Raw genomic sequence first — 16,828 nt, 5'->3', positions numbered from 1 at the left:
TCATCGACGACGGATGGGTCGGCGAGGGTGGATGTGTCGCCGAGGGCGCCGTAGTCGTTTTCGGCGATCTTGCGCAGGATGCGGCGCATGATCTTGCCGGAGCGGGTCTTCGGCAGGCCGGGTGCCCACTGGATCAGGTCGGGGGAGGCGATCGGGCCGATCTCGGTGCGGACCCAGGCGCGGAGTTCCTTGCGCAGCTCCTCCGTCGGCTCGACGCCGTTCATCAGGGTCACGTAGCAGTAGATGCCCTGGCCCTTGATCTCGTGCGGGTAGCCGACGACCGCCGCCTCCGCGACCTTCTCATGCGCCACCAGCGCCGATTCCACCTCCGCGGTGCCCATGCGGTGACCCGAGACGTTGATCACGTCATCGACGCGGCCGGTGATCCAGTAGTCGCCGTCCGCATCGCGGCGGCAGCCGTCGCCGGAGAAGTAATAGCCTTTGTAATCCGAGAAGTAGGTCTTCTCGAACCGCTCGTGATCGCCCCAGACGGTGCGCATCTGACCCGGCCAGCTGTCCTTGATGCACAGGACACCCTCGGTCGGGCTTTCATGGATTTCCTCGCCGGACTGCGGATCGAGCACAACCGGCTGCACCCCGAAGAACGGCTTCATCGCCGCGCCGGGTTTCGTGGCATGGGCGCCGGGAAGCGGGGTCAGCAGGTGCCCGCCGGTTTCCGTCTGCCACCAGGTGTCGACGATCGGACAGCGACCGCCGCCGACGACATCATTGTACCAGTTCCACGCCTCCGGGTTGATGGGCTCCCCGACGGTGCCGAGGATTCGCAGCGAGGATAGATCGCATTTCGTTACGAAATCGTTGCCCTGGCCCATCAGCGCGCGAATCGCCGTCGGCGCGGTGTAGAACTGGTTGACGCGGTGCTTCTCGCAAACTTGCCAAAAACGCGACGCATCCGGCCAGGTCGGCACGCCCTCGAACATCAGCGTCGTCGCGCCGTTCGCCAAGGGCCCGTAAACAATGTAGGAATGCCCGGTGACCCAGCCCACGTCGGCGGTGCACCAATAGACGTCTCCGTCCTTGTAATCGAAGGTGACCTCGTGGGTCAGCCCGGCGTAAACCAAATATCCACCAGTGGTGTGTACAACGCCCTTCGGCTGGCCGGTGGAGCCGGAGGTGTAGAGGATGAACAGCGGATCCTCGGCATTCATCTCCACGGGGCGGCAGTAGTCATCGGCCTCCAGGGCCATCTCGTTGTAGTCGTAGTCGCGGCCGTCGACCCATGTCGTCTGCCCGCCGGTGCGCTTGACCACGAGGCATTTGACATCGTCCTTGCAGTGCAGCAGGGCCTTGTCGGCATTGGTCTTCAGCGGGGTCTTGCGGCCGCCGCGCGGCGCCTCGTCGGCGGTAATGACGACCTTCGCGTCACAGCCATTGACCCGGGCGGCGAGGGCATCGGGGGAGAAGCCGGCGAAGACGATGGAATGGATGGCGCCGATGCGGGCGCAGGCGAGCATGGCATAAGCCGCTTCGGGGATCATCGGCAGGTAGATGATGACCCGGTCGCCGCTTCGGGGATCATCGGCAGGTAGATGATGACCCGGTCGCCCTTGCGCACGCCGAGGCTCTCCAGCACGTTGGCCATGCGGCAGGTGCGGCGGTGCAGGTCGGCGTAGGAGATCGACTGGGCCTGTTCGGCGGGATCGTCAGGCTCGAAGATGATCGCGGTCTGGGTGCCGCGGGTCTCGAGATGGCGGTCGATGCAGTTGGCGGAGACGTTGAGGGTGCCGTCGCGGAACCACTCGATGCTGACCTTGCCGAGGGTGAAATCGACGTTCCTGATTTCCGTCGGCGCCTTGATCCAGTCGAGCCGCTTCGCCTGCTCGGCCCAGAAGGCCTCCGGATCGCTCACCGACTGCGCGTACATCGCGTCATACGCCGCAAGATCCACATTCGCAGAAGCTGCAAGCTCCGCACTGGGGGGGTAGGTGTTGCTGAGTGGTGTCTGATCCGTCATGGCGGGTCCTCCCATTCCGATTGTGCCGATCCTGGCGTGATCCCGTGCGCAATGTTTACGCAGCGTCTCATCTTGGTCGCACTATATCACGGCGTGAAAACAAATAAATAAGTGCCGAAAAAGTAAGAAGGAATTTGTAAATCCGTTTTCCAAACGGTCGGAAATATGTAAAGTTTTTTGCTGTACGCAGGCTAACCGCCTGTTAATCAAGCCTTGTAATACGCTAACGAAATCGTGACTGTCCGGCGGGCAAGTGGTGTCAGCCTCGTGACAGCTTCACCTGCGCCGCTGCGACAAATCGTTCCGGTGTGCCACGGTATACCGTTTTCGCGGCCCGCAGGCTTGTGTCGCGCGAATCCCTCTTGCCGAATGCGCACGTCCCGCCGCCGCGCCGCATCCCGATGGCCCAAAAGGCTTGCACCTGTCGGCTCAGGCCTTAGGCTCACCTTCCAAGGTGGATAACCACCATCAAGATCAAAACGGGAGGAACTATCTACATGACCATCACCGGAAAACTGCTGTGCACCGCGCTGGCGCTGAGCTTTGCATCCGAAGCCGCCGCGACCGAGTGGAACGTATCGGTCTGGGGATCGCGCCGGGCGTTCACGGAGCACATCCACAAGCTCGCCGACCTGGTCGCGGAAAAGACCAATGGCGAATTCACCATGAACATCTCCTATGGCGGGCTGTCGAAGAACACCGAGAACCTCGACGGCATCTCCATCGGTGCCTTCGAGATGGCGCAGTTCTGCGCGGGTTATCACCCGGACAAGAACCGGGCGATCACCGTGCTGGAGCTGCCGTTCCTTGGTGTGAACACCCTCAAGGAAGAGGTCGCGGTGTCCAACGCGGTCTATGCGCATCCGGCGGTCACCGAGGAAATGGCGCAGTGGAACGCCAAGATGCTGATGACCTCGCCCATGCCGCAGTACAACCTCGTCGGCACCGGCGAGCCGCGCGACACGCTCGACAAATTCGACGGCATGCGGGTGCGCGCCACCGGCGGCATCGGGCAGGCCTTCGAGGCGGTGGGCGGTGTGCCGACCTCCGTGACCTCCTCCGAGGCATACCAGGCGATGGAATCCGGCGTCGTGGATACGGTGGCCTTCGCCCAGCACGCACACCTGTCGTTCGGCACCATCAACGAGGCGGACTGGTGGACGGCGAACCTCAACCCCGGCACGGTGAACTGCCCGGTGGTGGTCAACATCGACGCCTACGAGGCGCTGACCGACGCCGAGCGCGAGGCTCTGGACAGCTCCGTCGAGGAGGCGATCGCCTACTACATCGACAACTACGGCACGCTGCTCAAGCAGTGGGACGAGGTTCTGGCGGAGAAAAACGTCACCAAGGTCATGATTTCCGACGAAGAGCTGGCGAAGTTCGAAGAAGTTGGCGGCAAGCCGATCCAGGATGCCTGGATTGCGGACATGAGTGCACAGGGCCTTCCGGCACAGGAACTCCTTGATCTCGTCAAGTCGACGCTGAAGGACGCCCGCGCGTCGAACTGACGGCGCGCCTTGCGGATTGGCCCCCGGTGGCAACGGCTGCCGGGGGTCTCATCATTTTCATCATGAGTCAGAAGCCCCGCACAGGGGGACGGAGGGGATATGGCCGGGTCGGCATCTGTTCTGGAGGACGGCAGCTTGCTGTCGCGCCTCGACCGGGGATTGCTCAGGATCGAGTGGAGCATGGGGCTCTTGTCGGGGATCGGGGCCTTCGCGCTGATGTGCCTCGCGGTGGTGTCCGTGGTGGGGCGCAACGGGTTCAACGAACCCCTGCGCGGCTACGTCGACTGGATCGAAGCGGCGATGCCGCTGATCGCCATCTTCGGCATTTCCTACGTTCAGCGCGAGGGCGGCCATATCCGCATGGACATCGTGGTGGGGGCGCTGAAGGGGCGGCCACTGTGGCTGGCGGAGTTCCTGACGACGCTGGCGGTGCTTGTGCTGATGGTGCTGCTGGTCTGGGGCAGCTGGTCGCACTTCGACCGCAGCTTCGACTTTGCCAAGCCGAACTGGAGCCGTGACAGCTCCATCGACATCGGCCTGCCCATCTGGCCCGCCAAGCTGGTGGTGCCGGTGGCGTTCTCGGTGATGTGCGTCCGGCTTGTCCTGCAGCTCTGGGGATACGGCGTGGCCTTCCTGCGCGGGGAGGAACGCCCGGTGGCGGTGCCGCTGGTGCAGACGGTGGCCGAGCAGGCGGCGGCGGAAGCCGAACACATTCAGGGCCGCGATTGACGGTCTGAGGGGGCAGGGACATGGATTCCATCGAAATCGGCCTCTGGGTGACCGGCGGCATGTTCATTCTGGTCGTGCTGGGGATGCGCGTGGCCTTTGCGGCGGCGCTGGCGGGGCTGATCGGGCTGATCTGGCTGCGCTGGGACCAGTTCGGCTATGACCCGGCGCGTTTCGGCAAGGCGCTGGAGATCAGCGTCAAGATCGCGGGGCAGGTGCCGCACGGCAAGGTCGCCTCGCAGGCGCTCTCGCTCATTCCGACCTTTATCCTGATCGGCTACCTCGCCTATTACGCCGGGCTGACGCGGGCGCTGTTCGAGGCAGCCAAGCGCTGGTTCGCCTGGGTGCCGGGGGGGCTCGCGGTGTCGACGGTCTTCGCCACGGCGGGCTTTGCCGCTGTGTCGGGCGCCTCGGTGGCCACGGCAGCGGTCTTCGCCCGCATCGCCATCCCGGAGATGCTCAAGGTCGGCTACGACAAGCGCTTTGCGGCGGGCGTGGTGGCGGCGGCGGGCACGCTGGCCTCGCTGATCCCGCCCTCCGCCATCCTGGTGATCTACGCCATCATCGTCGAGCAGGACGTGGGCAAGCTGCTGCTGGCCGGGTTCCTGCCCGGTGTGTTCTCGGCCATCGTCTATGCCGGGCTGATCATCGGGCTTGCCCTGACGCTCAAGACCTTCGGCCCGCCGGTGACCGGCTTCACCTGGAGACAACGGTTTGCCAGCCTGCCGCCGGCGCTGCCCATCGTCGCGGTGATCGTCATCATCATCTTCTTCGTCTACAACCCGTTCGGCGGCGACGCCTGGGGCACGCCGACCGAGGGCGGCGCGATCGGCGCCTTCATCGTGTTCCTCATGGCGCTGGTCCGGGGCATGCGCCTGCCGGAACTCAAGGACGCGCTGGTGGAGACGGCCAAGCTCTCGATCATGATCTTCTCGATCATCTGGGGGGTGCTGATCTACGTCCGCTTTCTCGGCTTCGCCGATCTGCCGAGCGCCTTCGCCGACTGGATCACCTCGCTGCACTATCACCCGATGACGATCCTGATCTGCATTCTGCTGGCCTATGCGGTGCTGGGCATGTTCATGGACGCCATCGGCATGCTGCTGCTGACCTTGCCGGTGGTCTATCCGGCGGTCATGGCACTCAACGGCGGCGCGATGGTCGCGGCGGAGGACAGTGCTTTCGGCATGTCGGGACCTATGTGCGCGATCTGGTTCGGGATCCTGGTGGTGAAGATGGCGGAGTTCTGCCTGATCACGCCGCCGATCGGCCTGAACTGCTTCGTCGTGGCGGGCGTGCGCCCCGAGCTTTCGGTGCAGGATGTCTTCCGAGGCGTGATGCCGTTCTTCGTCGCCGATGCGGTGACGATTGCGCTGCTGGTGGCCTTCCCGTCGATTGTCCTGTGGCTGCCGTCGATGGCCTGAACCGGGTGAAAATTTTGCCGGGACAAAATCTTGACTTGGGGGCGCTGCCCCCGTCCTTCGGACTCCCCTGAGGTGTTTGAAGTCCGAAGAATTGCTGGCCGCGGCCCCTGCTTCTTTGGTCCCGAAATACCTCGGGGGTTCGGGGGCAGCGCCCCCGCACGCGCCCGAAGGGCGCGTTGGTCGACGCGCGCAGCGCGGCGAAATCCCTCCCGCCACGAAAAAAGGCGCCCGGTGCAGGGCGCCTTTCAATCCGTCTTTGCCTCGGCTCAGGCTGCGGCCATTTCCGCCGGAGCTTCCTTCGCGCCGGTCATGAAAGCCACCGCGTCGGACATGGTGTAGTCCTTTGGATTGATCACGCAAAGTCTGCGGCCAAGCCGGTGAACATGGATGCGGTCCGCCACTTCGAAAACGTGGGGCATGTTGTGCGAGATCAGGATGATCGGAATGCCCCGCGATTTGACGTCGAGGATCAGCTCCAGCACCCGGCGGCTCTCCTTGACCCCTAGCGCGGCGGTCGGCTCGTCGAGGATGATGACCTTGGACCCAAACGCGGCCGCCCGGGCCACGGCGACGCCCTGGCGCTGGCCACCCGAGAGGGTTTCCACCGCCTGGTTGATGTTCTGGATGGTCATCAGGCCGAGGTCGTTCAGCTTCTCCCGCGCTATGCGCTGCATCTCCGCCTTGTCGAGCTTGTAGAACAGCTTGCCCATCAGGCCCTTCTGACGGATCTCGCGCCCCATGAACATGTTGTCGGCGATCGACAGGGCCGGCGACATCGCGAGGGTCTGGTAGACCGTTTCGATGCCCGCTTCCCGCGCGTCGATGGGCGAGTGGAAGTGGATCGGCTTGCCGTCGAGTTCGATCGTGCCCGCATCGGGCTGGACCGCGCCGGAGACGGCCTTGATGAGGGTGGATTTGCCCGCGCCATTGTCGCCGATCACCGCGAGGATTTCACCCGGCATCAGGTCGAAGTCGCAGTGGTCGAGGGCGGTCACCTTGCCGTAGCGCTTCACGAGGCCGCGGCCTTTGAGGATGGGCTGGGTCATGGTCTGTCGGCCTTTCCTGTCCGGGTTTCGGTCTTCGATTGCCCGGAAACCCGGGCAATCGTGCAGAATGTGACGTGTTTCGTGCGGATCATGCCGAGACCTTCCTGATCCACTGGTCCACCGCGACGGCGGCGATGATGAGTGTGCCGATGAGGAGGAACGTCCATTGCGGGTCGGCGCCGGCCATGCGCAGGCCGAGTTCGAACACGCCCACGATCAGCGCTCCAAAGAACGCCCCGAGGATCGAGCCGCGTCCGCCGAAGAGAGAGATCCCCCCGATCACCACGGCGGTGATGGCCTGGATGTTGCCGATGACGCCGGTGGTGGCGGAGGGCGAGACGGAGCCGTAGCGCCCGATCATCACCCATCCGGCCAGACCGCAGATGAAGCCCACCAGCATGTAGACGGACATCAGCGTCCGGGTGACGTTCACACCGGCGAGTTCCGCCGCTTCGGGATCGTCGCCGACGGCATAGACGTGGCGGCCCCAGGCGGTGGAGCGCAGCGCATAGGCGAGGGCGAGGACGAGGATGATCATCAGGATCACGCCGAGGGTGAAGGTTGCCCCCCCAAGTGTGACCTTGGAGCCCAGGAACTGCAGGAAGGCGGCCTCTGCCTCGATGTCCTGCGACCGGATCGTCTCGTTGGCGGAGTAGAGATAGTTCGCGGCCAGCACGATCTGCCACATGCCGAGCGTCACGATGAACGGTGGCAGCTTCACGCGGCTGACGAGGAAGCCGTTGATCGCCCCGATCGCCGTGCCGATCGCAAGTCCGCAGATCACGGAGAAGACCGGCGGGATGCCGTAGCGAAACGCGAACTGTCCCATGATCACAGAACAGAGAACCGCGATGGCGCCGACAGAGAGGTCGATGCCCGCGGTCAGGATGATCAGCGATTGCGCCGCCGCCAGGACACCGACGATCTGCACCTGTTGCAGGATCAGCGTCAGCGCGAAGGGTGAAAAGAACTTCGATCCCAGAACCAGGCCGAAAACGATGATTGCGCTGATCAGCACGATCAATGGCACAAGCGCCGGGTTCACGTGGAGGGCGTGCTGGATCTTGCCCAGCATCCCCTTGCCGTCATCCGCGAAGCTGGCCACATCCTTGCTGGCCCCGCTGGCGGCGGCTTCGTAATTGTCCGTCTGGGACATGAGCCTCTCCCTTGTCTCATGAAATGGATCCGCGCACTCCCCTTCGCGGAATACCTGAAGTGGCGAGCGGGCCTCGGCCCGTCGCTCCGGAGGAGTGTGAAGTGTCGGATGGTCCCCGGTCAACAGCGGCGTTGGGCAAAACCGGCCCGGTGCCTGTAAATCCGGTAGGGGTCCCGGGGCGCTGGGTCCGCGCCCCGGGGCTGTGCAGGCAAGTCTCTCAAACGCTCCCGCGGAGTGTTTGCCGGGCTGCTGCTGCGGCCCTGGTCAGAGACTTACCCCCAGCACAGGTCCGTGCCTTCGGTGGTGTCGATCGACTCGACGCCCTCGGCGGGCTTGTCGGTGACCAGCGCCACGCCGGTGTCGAAGAAGTCCTTGCCATCGGTGGCGGAGGGCTTCACGCCGTCCTTCGCCCAGGCTGCAATCGCCTCGATGCCTTTGGAGGCCATCAGCAGCGGATACTGCTGCGAGGTGGCGCCGATCACGCCGTCCTTGACGTTCTGGATGCCGGGGCAACCGCCATCGACGGAGACGATCAGCACGTCGTTCTCGCGGCCGATGGCCTTGAGGGCTTCATACGCACCTGCGGCTGCAGGCTCGTTGATGGTGTAGACGACGTTGATTTCCATGTCCTTGGCGAGCAGGTTCTCCATCGCCTTGCGGCCACCTTCCTCGTTGCCGGCGGTGACGTCGTTGCCGACGATGCGGGGATCGTCCTCGTCGCCCCACTTGCTCGGGTCCTTCACGTCGATGCCGAAGCCGGTCAGGAAGCCCTGGTCGCGCAGCACGCCCACGGTCGGCTGGGAAATGGCGAGGTCGAGCATGCCGATCTTGGCGTCCGCCGCGGCGTCGCCGAGCGTTGCGGCGGCCCACCGGCCGATCAGCTCACCGGCGAGGAAGTTGTCGGTGGCGAAGGTCATGTCGGCGGAGTCGATCGGGTTCAGCGGGGTGTCGAGCGCGATCACCAGAAGGCCGGCGTCCCGGGCCTGCTGCACGGACGGCACGATGGCGGAGGTGTCCGACGCGGTCAGCAGGATGCCCTTCGCGCCGTTCGCGATGCAGGTCTCGATGGCCTGAACCTGGGTCTCGTTGTCGCCGTCGACCTTGCCCGCGTAGCTGTTGAGCGTGATGCCCAGTTCAGCGGCCTTGGCTTCCGCGCCTTCGCGCATCTTCACGAAGAACGGGTTGGTGTCCGTCTTGGTGATCAGGCAGGCGCTGATGCTGTGGCTTGCGGCGGAAGCCGCGCCGGCGATGGCGGAAAAGGCCAGTGCGGATGCGCCGAGGGCCAGGGTTTTCTTGAAAGTGGTCACGAATGTATCCTCCCTAAGGTCGTGAGAAAGGCTGCGGCGGAAAGGTTCCTGGGAACGGCCCGCCGCGTCTCCCGTTGTCTAAAAGACCGGGATTCGCGCCGCATGTCAATAAATAAATAACCGTGATTTATTTATTGACAGATCGGGCGCCCGAGCGTCATCCTGTCGGCAGGGAGGACGCGCTGTGGAGAACGACGCACCGGCGCAAGCCGTTGATAATACGTTTGAAATACTGTCTAAGGGCTCGAACCAGAGCGGTATGCGGGCGCATAACGAACGCCTCGTGCTCACGATTCTGCGCCGTCACGGTCCCATGGCCAAGGCGGAGATCGCCCGCGCGACGGGTCTGTCGGCGCAAACCGTGTCGGTGATGATGCGCCGCCTCGAAGAGGAGGGATTCCTGCGCAAGGGCGAGCCGCAGCGGGGCAAGGTCGGGCAACCATCGGTGCCGATGCGGCTTGCCGGGTCGGGGGCCTATTTCGGCGGGCTCAAGATCGGCCGCCGCAGCGCGGACCTCGTGCTGACCGATTTCGTCGGCCGGATCATATCGCGTGCGCGGATCACGTATGATTTCCCGCGCCCCGAGGCGACGGTGCAGTTCGCCAAGGACAGCTTCCGCCAGTTCGCGGCGCAGCTCAGCGCGGACCAGAAGGAGCGCATCGCAGGGCTCGGCGTGGCGATGCCCTTCCGGTTGTGGGACTGGGCCGCGTCGCTCGGGCTCGGACCGGACGAGATGGAAGGCTGGCGCGATTTCGACATCGCGCAGCAACTGCAACAGGGGCTGGGCCTGCCGGTCTTCATGCAGAACGACGCGTCCTCCGCCTGCGGTGCCGAACTTGTCTTCGGGGCGGAGGACCGGGCCAGCGATTTCCTTTACTTCTATCTCGGCTACTTCGCCGGGGGCGGCGTGGTGCTGAACAACCGTCTCTACACCGGGCGCAGCGGCAACGCCGGGGCGCTCGGCTCCATGCCGGTGCCGGACGGCGCGGGCGGGCAGGTGCAGCTGATCGAACGGGCCTCGCTGTGTGTTCTGGAACGGATGATGCGCACGCGGGGTGTCGAAACCGCCAGCCTCTGGGAGCCTCCCGCTGCCTGGGCGGTGCCGGAGGACATTCTTGCCCGCTGGACCGCCGAAGCCGGCAAGGGGCTGGCGCAGGCGATCGTCTCCGCTGTCTGCGTGCTGGACCTGCCGGAGGTGATGATCGACGGCTGGTTGCCGCCGCAGGTCCGCGCCGCGCTGGTCGAGGCGACGAACGTGGAACTCGATCACATGGACTTGTCCGGCATCCAGCGGCCGGTGGTGCGTCCGGGCCATGTCGGTCATGACGCCCGGGTCATGGGGGCGGTCAGCCTGCCGCTGTCGCACCGGTTCCTGATCGAATAGCATCCCGTGCCTGCGGCTCGCACCACCTCCGCAAAGCAAGTGACCAGTGCCCTGGTCACGGGCTATCCCCTTTCCGGCGCGGCGTTTTCGGCCTAGAGTCGTGCCTGAAGGGGAGCATGCCATGGCACGCATCGGCGGTACGGACATCGGTGAGGGCGACGGCGACAAGGTCTGGCTCGACGTGTTGTCCGCCGTGGACCGCACCTATGCCGAGCTTGTCGACTACCAGGAGCAGCTCGAGCAGCGCAACGCCGAGCTGACCGCCCTGCGCGGTTTTCTCGGGTCTATCCTGACCTCGATCAGCGATTACCTCGTGGTCACAGAGAAGGACGGCACCATCCTCGACGTGAGCGACAGCTTCAGCGTCGCGCTCGGCGAGGGCAAGGCGGCACTGATCGGGCGCAGGCTGGGCGAGTTCTTCTCCGAGGACGAATACGCCAAGCTGCGCGGCGGGATCGAGCGGACCATCGGCCTGCGCAAGCCTGCGGCGGTGGAGGTCGAGATGACCACGGCAGAGGGCGCGACCCCGGTCGAGTTCCGCATCGCCCCGCGCCTCGACCGGCGCAAGCGGGTGACGGGGGTGGTGCTGACCGGGCGTTCGCTGGGCGAACTCAGGCAGGCTTTCGCGGAACTGGCGGAGAGCCACGAGGCATTGAAGCAGGCGCAGACGCATCTCGTTCGGAACGAGAAGCTGGCCTCGCTGGGCCGCTTGCTGGCCGGGGTGGCGCATGAGCTGAACAACCCGATCAGCTTCGTCTATGCGAACACGCATTCGCTTGGGAAATACATTGACCGCTTCGAGCGCTATTTCGAGCGGGTCGAGGCCGGGGCGGAGCGGGCGGAGCTTGTCGCGCTGCGCAAGGAACTGCGGCTTGACCGCGAGTTGCGCAATCTCCGGACGGCCATCGAGGGCGCACACGATGGCGCGGAGCGGGTGCGGGCCATCGTCGAGGACCTGCGGCGGCTCTCGGCGGACGGGGCCGGGGCGATGAGCGTCTTCGATCTCGTGGAGACGGCGCGGGTGGCGGCAAGCTGGGTCCAGCGCGGCACCAAGGCAGAGCTTGGCCTGAGCGTCGAAGGCGAGACGCGGCTGATGGCGCTGGGGCGGCCGGGGCACATCCAGCAGGTGGTCATGAACCTCGTGCAGAACGCCGCCGACGCCATGGCTGGCCTGCCGGAGCCGCAGATTCGGCTGATCTTCGTCGCCGACGGCGACCATGCGATCCTCGATGTGGTCGACAGCGGCCCGGGGATTGCGCCGGACTTGGCCGCCTCCATCTTCGATCCTTTCTTTACCACGAAGGAAGTTGGCAAGGGTACCGGCCTCGGCCTGTCGATCTCGCACAAGATCGCAGAAGAGCATGGCGGTACGCTGGCGCTGATGCCGGCCCGGGATGGCGCGGGCGCACGCTTCCGGCTGACCCTCAGGCGGGGAGACACGGCTTGAATATCCTGTGGTTGCAATCGGGCGGCTGTGGCGGCTGCACCATGTCGCTGCTTTGCGCCGAAAGCCCCGGCGTCTTCGACCTCCTGCGCGGCGCGGGACTGTCCTTCCTGTGGCATCCTTCGCTCTCGGTCGAGACCGGCGGGCAGGTGCGGCGGATGCTGGCCGCCATCGAGGCCGGAGAGCAGTCGCTCGACATCCTCTGCATCGAAGGCTCGATCCTGCGCGGGCCGAATGGCACGGGGAAGTATCACATGCTGGCCGGAACGGGCCGGTCCATGCTGCACTGGGTGCAGGCGCTGGCCCCGAAGGCGCAGTATGTCGTCGCGGTTGGCACCTGCGCGACCTACGGCGGCGTGACAAGCGCCGGAGAGAACCCGGCGGATGCGGTGGGCGTGCAGTACGACGGCGGCCACAGGGGCGGGGCGTTGTCCGCGTCGTTCCTCAGCGGCGCGGGGCTGCCGGTGATCAATGTCGCAGGCTGCCCGACGCATCCGGACTGGGTCACGGAGACCCTGATGCTCATCAAGAGCGGCGCGATGACGGCGCAGGCGCTGGACGGCTACGCCCGGCCGCGCTTCTACGCCGATCATCTGGTGCATCACGGCTGTCCCAAGAATGAATTCTACGAATACAAGGCCTCGGCGACCGAACTCTCGGAGATCGGCTGCATGATGGAGCACCTCGGCTGCATCGGCACGCAGGCCGTGGGCGATTGCAACATCCGCAGCTGGAACGGCGAGGGCAGTTGCACGCGGGCGGGCTATCCCTGCATCAACTGCACCGCGCCGGAGTTCGAGGAACCGGGGCACGGCTTCACCGAAACCCCGAAATTCGCCGGCATCCCGGTCGGCCTGCCGACGGATATGCCAAAGGCCTGGTTCATGGCGCTGGCTTCGCTGTCGAAGGCGGCCACGCCAGAGAGGATCGGCCGGAACGCCGTGGCGGACCGGATCACCGTGCCGCCAACCCTGAGAGGCCCGAAGAAATGAGCGAAGGCACGCTGCTTGTCGGCCCGTTCAACCGGGTCGAGGGGGATCTCGAAGTCCGACTGGAGGTGGCGGACGGGCGGGTGACGGCGGCGTATTGCAATTCGCCGCTGTTCCGCGGCTTCGAGCGGATGCTGCTCGGCAAGGGCCCGCTGGACGCGCTCACGATCACGCCGCGCATCTGCGGCATCTGCTCGATCAGCCAGTCGATGGCGGCGGCTTTGGCTTTGGAGGACATGGCTGGGGGCGGCATGTCGCCCGAAGGGGCCAAGGTGGCGGCGCTCTTGCACATGGTCGAAAATGTCGCGGACCACCTGACGCATTTCAACCTGTTCTTCATGCCGGACTTCGCCCGGCTCTGCTACTCGGGTCGCGACTGGCACGAGAGGGCCGTTCGACGGTTCACCGCGATGGAAGGGTCCGCTGTCAGACGCGGCACCGAGGCACGGGCGCGGCTGTTGCACATCGTCGGATTGCTGGGTGGCAAGTGGCCGCATACGCTGGCGATCCAGCCCGGCGGCGTGACCCGCGCACCGTCGATTCGGGATAAGCTGCGGATGGGCGCGGACCTGCGGGCGTTCCGCGACTATCTCGAAGAGGTGGTGTTTGGCGGGCCGCTGGAAGATTTCTGTGCTCTGGACAGCGTCGAGGCGCTGATGGGCTGGGGGCGGGGCGATGCCGGATTGTTCCTTGAAATCGCCGAGGACTTGCAACTCGGGGCGATGGGCCGAGGCGCGGGGCGTTACCTGTCCTATGGGGCGTATCCGCAGAATGGTTCGACGGTTTTTGCGCGTGGACTTTGGCGCGATGGGGCCGTTCATGACCTTGATCCGGCGGCGATCGTCGAAGACCTGAGCCACGCCTGGATGCTGGGAGCGGAGGCGCATCCGTCGGCGGGCATGACCCTGCCGGATGAGGCCATGCGCGACGGGGCCTATAGCTGGTGCAAGGCGCCGCGGCTTGGCGGGCTTGGGTACGAGACCGGCGCCCTGGCCCGGCAGGTGGTGGACGGGCATCCTTTGGCATTGGCCCTGGCAGAGGACGGCGGCGTGCTGGCGCGGGTCGCCGGGCGGCTGCTGGAACTGGCGCTGACCCAAGGCGCGATGGAGCGGATGCTGGCATCGGTTCAGCCTGAGGCATCGTTCATGGCGGATGTGCGGTTGCCTGCGGACGGGGCTGGCGTCGGCATGGTCGAGGCGGCGCGGGGCGCGCTGGGCCATTGGCTTCGGGTGGAGAAGGGCCGGATCGCCTCTTACCAGATCGTCGCGCCGACCACCTGGAACTTCTCGCCGCGCGATGCAGGAGGGGTGCCGGGTCCACTTGAAGCGGCCCTGGTCGGGGCCGTGGTCCGGGAGGACGAGGAGGAGCCGATGAGCGTGCAGCATATCGTGCGCAGCTTCGATCCCTGCATGGTTTGCACGGTGCATTGATGCTTGCGCCGCAGTCCCTGCGTCGCCCGGGTCGGGGGAGCGCTGCTCCCCCCCTTGGCCTTCGGCCAATTCCCCCCCACGAGGGTATTTCTGGACCAGAGAAGCCCGGGGCGGTGTGCTGATGTCGGGGGTACGCGTGCGGGTGCGGGGGCAGGTTCAGGGCGTGGGGTTCCGGCCATTCGTCTGGCAACTGGCGGCGCGGTTCGGGGTTTCGGGCCGAGTTCTGAACGATGCCGAGGGGGTGTTGATTGAGGCCTTTGGCGGGGATCTTGAGGGGTTCTTGGCTGCCTTGCAGACGGAAGCGCCGGTTCTGGCGCGGGTGGATGCGGTTGAGGTTGCGCCTATGGAGGGAAAAGCTCCGGCGGGCTTTGTGATTGCCGCGTCCGGTGCGGCGGGGGCGCAGACACGGGTGACGCCGGATGCCGCGGCATGTTCGGAGTGTTTGCGGGAGGTGCGCGATCCGGGGGACCGGCGCTTTGGTTATGCCTTTGCCAATTGCACCCATTGCGGGCCGCGGTTCACGATTTTGCAGGGTTTGCCTTACGATCGCGGCAAGACAACCATGGCGGCTTTTCCGATGTGTGATGCTTGCCGGCGGGAGTACGACGATCCCGGCGACAGACGATTTCATGCGCAGCCGGTGGCGTGCCCGGATTGCGGTCCGCGGGTGTGGTGTGAGCCATCGGGCGGGCTTGCGGAGGCGGCGGCGCTTTTGCGCGGTGGCAAGGTGTTGGCGGTCAAGGGGTTGGGTGGCTTCCACCTTGCCTGTGATGCGTCGAATGACGCGGTCGTGGCACTGCTCAGGGCACGCAAGCGGCGGCCGTCTAAGCCTTTTGCCCTGATGGGGACGTTGGACATGATCCGTCGGTTTGCCAGCGTGACCGAAGAGGCGGAGGCGCTGCTTTGTGATCCGGCCGCGCCGATTGTCCTTCTTGACAAGGCCGGGGAGGCGCTGGCGGACGGGCTTGCGCCGGGAATGGGGTGTCTGGGCTGGATGGTGCCCGCGACGCCTTTGCACCATCTGGTTCTGGAAGCGGTGGGACGACCTTTGGTGATGACCTCGGGCAATGTGAGCGGCGAGCCGATGGTGATCGGCAATGATGAGGCGCGGGAGAAGCTCTCGGCCTTTGTCGATGGCTTTGTGATGCATGACCGCGAGATTGCCCGGCGGCTCGATGACAGTGTCGAGCGGGCCGCACCGCGCATGGTGCTGCGGCGGGCGCGGGGGCGGGTGCCGGGGACTTTGCCCTTGCCGGAGGGGTTCGGGGACGCACCGCAGGTGGTGGCCTATGGCGGGCAGATGAAAAGCGCGATCTGTCTGGTCAAGAACGGGCAGGCGTTGCCTGGTCATCATCTGGGCGAGTTGGATGAGGCGCTGACATGGGACGCGTTGCGGGACGCGGACCGGGATTATGCGGCGCTTTTCGACCATCGCCCGGAGGTCGTCGCGGTCGATCTGCATCCGGAGTATCGGGCGAGCAAGCACGGGCGGGCGCGGGCGGAGCGGGAGGGGCTGCGTCTGGAAGAGGTGCAGCACCATCACGCGCATCTGGCGTCCTGTCTGGCGGAGAACGGCTGGCCGCTGGATGGCGGCAAGGTGGCGGGGATCATCCTCGATGGGACCGGGCTTGGCAGCGATGGCACGCTCTGGGGCGGGGAGGTTCTGCTTGGCGACTATCGCGGGTTCGAGCGGCGGGCGTGGCTGAAACCGGCGCCGCTGATCGGCGGCGACATGGCTGCGCGGGAGCCTTGGCGGAATGCGCTGGTCAGGCTCGATCAGGCGGGGCTTTCCGATTGGGCGGATGAATTGTTTGCCGATCGGCCGCTGGCCATGGCGCGGATGGCGGCCGCGCGGGGTGTGAATGCGCCGTTGTCGTCTTCGGCGGGGCGTTTGTTTGACGCGGTGGCGGCGTGCCTCGGGATTTGTGCGGAGGGGCAGAGCTTTGAGGGCGAGGCGGCGATGCGGCTGGAGGCTTTGGCCGGACTTTCGGACGGACTGGGTTACTGGTTCGAGCCGGAGGGCCCGATCATCGATCCGTCGCGCGTGTTCAAGACCATGGCGATCCCGCCGAACCGGAGCAAGCCGGCGTCCTGGCACAGCATGATGTTCCACAGCGGGCTAGCGCGGGCGTTTTCCCATCCGGCGCTGTCGCTGCTCGAAAGCGGTGAAGTCAAAGCCGTTGCTCTTTCCGGAGGGTGCTTTCAGAACGCGTATCTTCTTGCGGAAACGATCAGGGCATTCCCCGAGGGAACGCCCATCCTCCTGCACCGCGAAACCCCCGCCAATGACGGCGGGCTGGCGCTTGGGCAGGCGGTGATTGCGGCGGCGCGGGCGGTGGGTTGAAAACCCACCCTACGGTTTGTGGCGGGTGGAAGGGCGCTGACCGCCCCGCTGACAAGGTGGTATCCTTCTTGTCGCAGCTTCGGACAAACGGT

General features: G+C 65.6%; 10 protein-coding genes and 3 pseudogenes. 9 read left to right on the top strand and 4 right to left on the bottom strand.

Going from position 1 to position 16,828, the window contains the following annotated elements; translation table 11 throughout:
• Nucleotides 1-1,975: pseudogene (gene acs / locus ACP159_RS19240) on the bottom strand (acetate--CoA ligase); the annotation flags it as partial.
• Between the two features lie 497 nt (nt 1,976-2,472).
• Here acs and dctP point away from each other — a divergent pair.
• The 4 genes and pseudogenes from dctP to ACP159_RS19220 form a co-directional block, all read left to right on the top strand.
• A pseudogene (gene dctP, locus ACP159_RS19235) lies at nt 2,473-3,363 on the top strand (TRAP transporter substrate-binding protein DctP); the annotation flags it as partial.
• Nucleotides 3,364-3,369: 6 nt separating this feature from the next.
• A pseudogene (locus ACP159_RS19230) lies at nt 3,370-3,483 on the top strand (C4-dicarboxylate ABC transporter substrate-binding protein); the annotation flags it as partial.
• A 102-nt stretch (nt 3,484-3,585) separates the two neighbouring features.
• Entirely contained in the window at nt 3,586-4,215 is a 630-nt protein-coding gene (locus ACP159_RS19225; RefSeq protein ID WP_425101337.1) for a TRAP transporter small permease subunit, read from the top strand.
• 20 nt (nt 4,216-4,235) lie between these two features.
• A complete protein-coding gene (locus ACP159_RS19220) occupies nt 4,236-5,636 on the top strand; it encodes a TRAP transporter large permease (RefSeq protein ID WP_425101336.1) in 1,401 nt (466 codons plus the stop codon).
• Between the two features lie 266 nt (nt 5,637-5,902).
• Here ACP159_RS19220 and ACP159_RS19215 read toward each other — a convergent pair whose 3' ends face one another.
• The 3 genes from ACP159_RS19215 to ACP159_RS19205 all read right to left on the bottom strand — a co-directional run bounded on the left by ACP159_RS19215 (nt 5,903) and on the right by ACP159_RS19205 (nt 9,145).
• Nucleotides 5,903-6,682 carry an ATP-binding cassette domain-containing protein gene (locus ACP159_RS19215; RefSeq protein WP_425101335.1) on the bottom strand — a complete coding sequence of 260 codons (780 nt, stop codon included), beginning with the start codon at nt 6,680-6,682 and terminating at the stop codon, nt 5,903-5,905.
• A gap of 88 nt (nt 6,683-6,770) precedes the next feature.
• Nucleotides 6,771-7,838, bottom strand: coding sequence for an ABC transporter permease (locus ACP159_RS19210; protein ID WP_425101334.1), 1,068 nt, complete (start codon nt 7,836-7,838; stop codon nt 6,771-6,773).
• Between the two features lie 272 nt (nt 7,839-8,110).
• Nucleotides 8,111-9,145 carry a sugar ABC transporter substrate-binding protein gene (locus ACP159_RS19205; protein ID WP_425101333.1) on the bottom strand — a complete coding sequence of 345 codons (1,035 nt, stop codon included), beginning with the start codon at nt 9,143-9,145 and terminating at the stop codon, nt 8,111-8,113.
• Nucleotides 9,146-9,404: 259 nt separating this feature from the next.
• Between ACP159_RS19205 and ACP159_RS19200 the strand changes: the two genes are divergently transcribed.
• The 5 genes from ACP159_RS19200 (at nt 9,405) to hypF (ending at nt 16,736) form a co-directional block, all read left to right on the top strand.
• Nucleotides 9,405-10,529 (top strand): ROK family transcriptional regulator, encoded by a 1,125-nt coding sequence (locus tag ACP159_RS19200; protein WP_425101332.1) that lies wholly within the window; start codon nt 9,405-9,407, stop codon nt 10,527-10,529.
• Between the two features lie 121 nt (nt 10,530-10,650).
• Nucleotides 10,651-11,976: a sensor histidine kinase gene (locus tag ACP159_RS19195; protein WP_425101331.1), complete on the top strand. Its 1,326-nt coding sequence runs from the start codon at nt 10,651-10,653 to the stop codon at nt 11,974-11,976.
• A complete protein-coding gene (locus ACP159_RS19190; protein ID WP_425101330.1) occupies nt 11,973-12,965 on the top strand; it encodes a HupU protein in 993 nt (330 codons plus the stop codon). The genes ACP159_RS19195 and ACP159_RS19190 overlap by 4 nt, the downstream gene beginning before the upstream one ends.
• A complete protein-coding gene (locus ACP159_RS19185) occupies nt 12,962-14,392 on the top strand; it encodes a nickel-dependent hydrogenase large subunit (protein ID WP_425101329.1) in 1,431 nt (476 codons plus the stop codon). Before ACP159_RS19190 ends, ACP159_RS19185 begins: the two co-directional genes overlap by 4 nt.
• A 121-nt stretch (nt 14,393-14,513) precedes the next feature.
• Nucleotides 14,514-16,736 (top strand): carbamoyltransferase HypF, encoded by a 2,223-nt coding sequence (gene hypF, locus ACP159_RS19180; protein ID WP_425101328.1) that lies wholly within the window; start codon nt 14,514-14,516, stop codon nt 16,734-16,736.
• The last annotated feature ends 92 nt before the right edge of the window (nt 16,737-16,828 follow it).

The sequence above is a fragment of the Tropicibacter sp. S64 genome, assembly GCF_049803835.1.
GTDB lineage: Bacteria > Pseudomonadota > Alphaproteobacteria > Rhodobacterales > Rhodobacteraceae > Pacificoceanicola.
The sequence above is the reverse complement of the archived record's forward strand: the minus strand, read 5'-3'. Positions and strand labels throughout refer to the sequence as shown.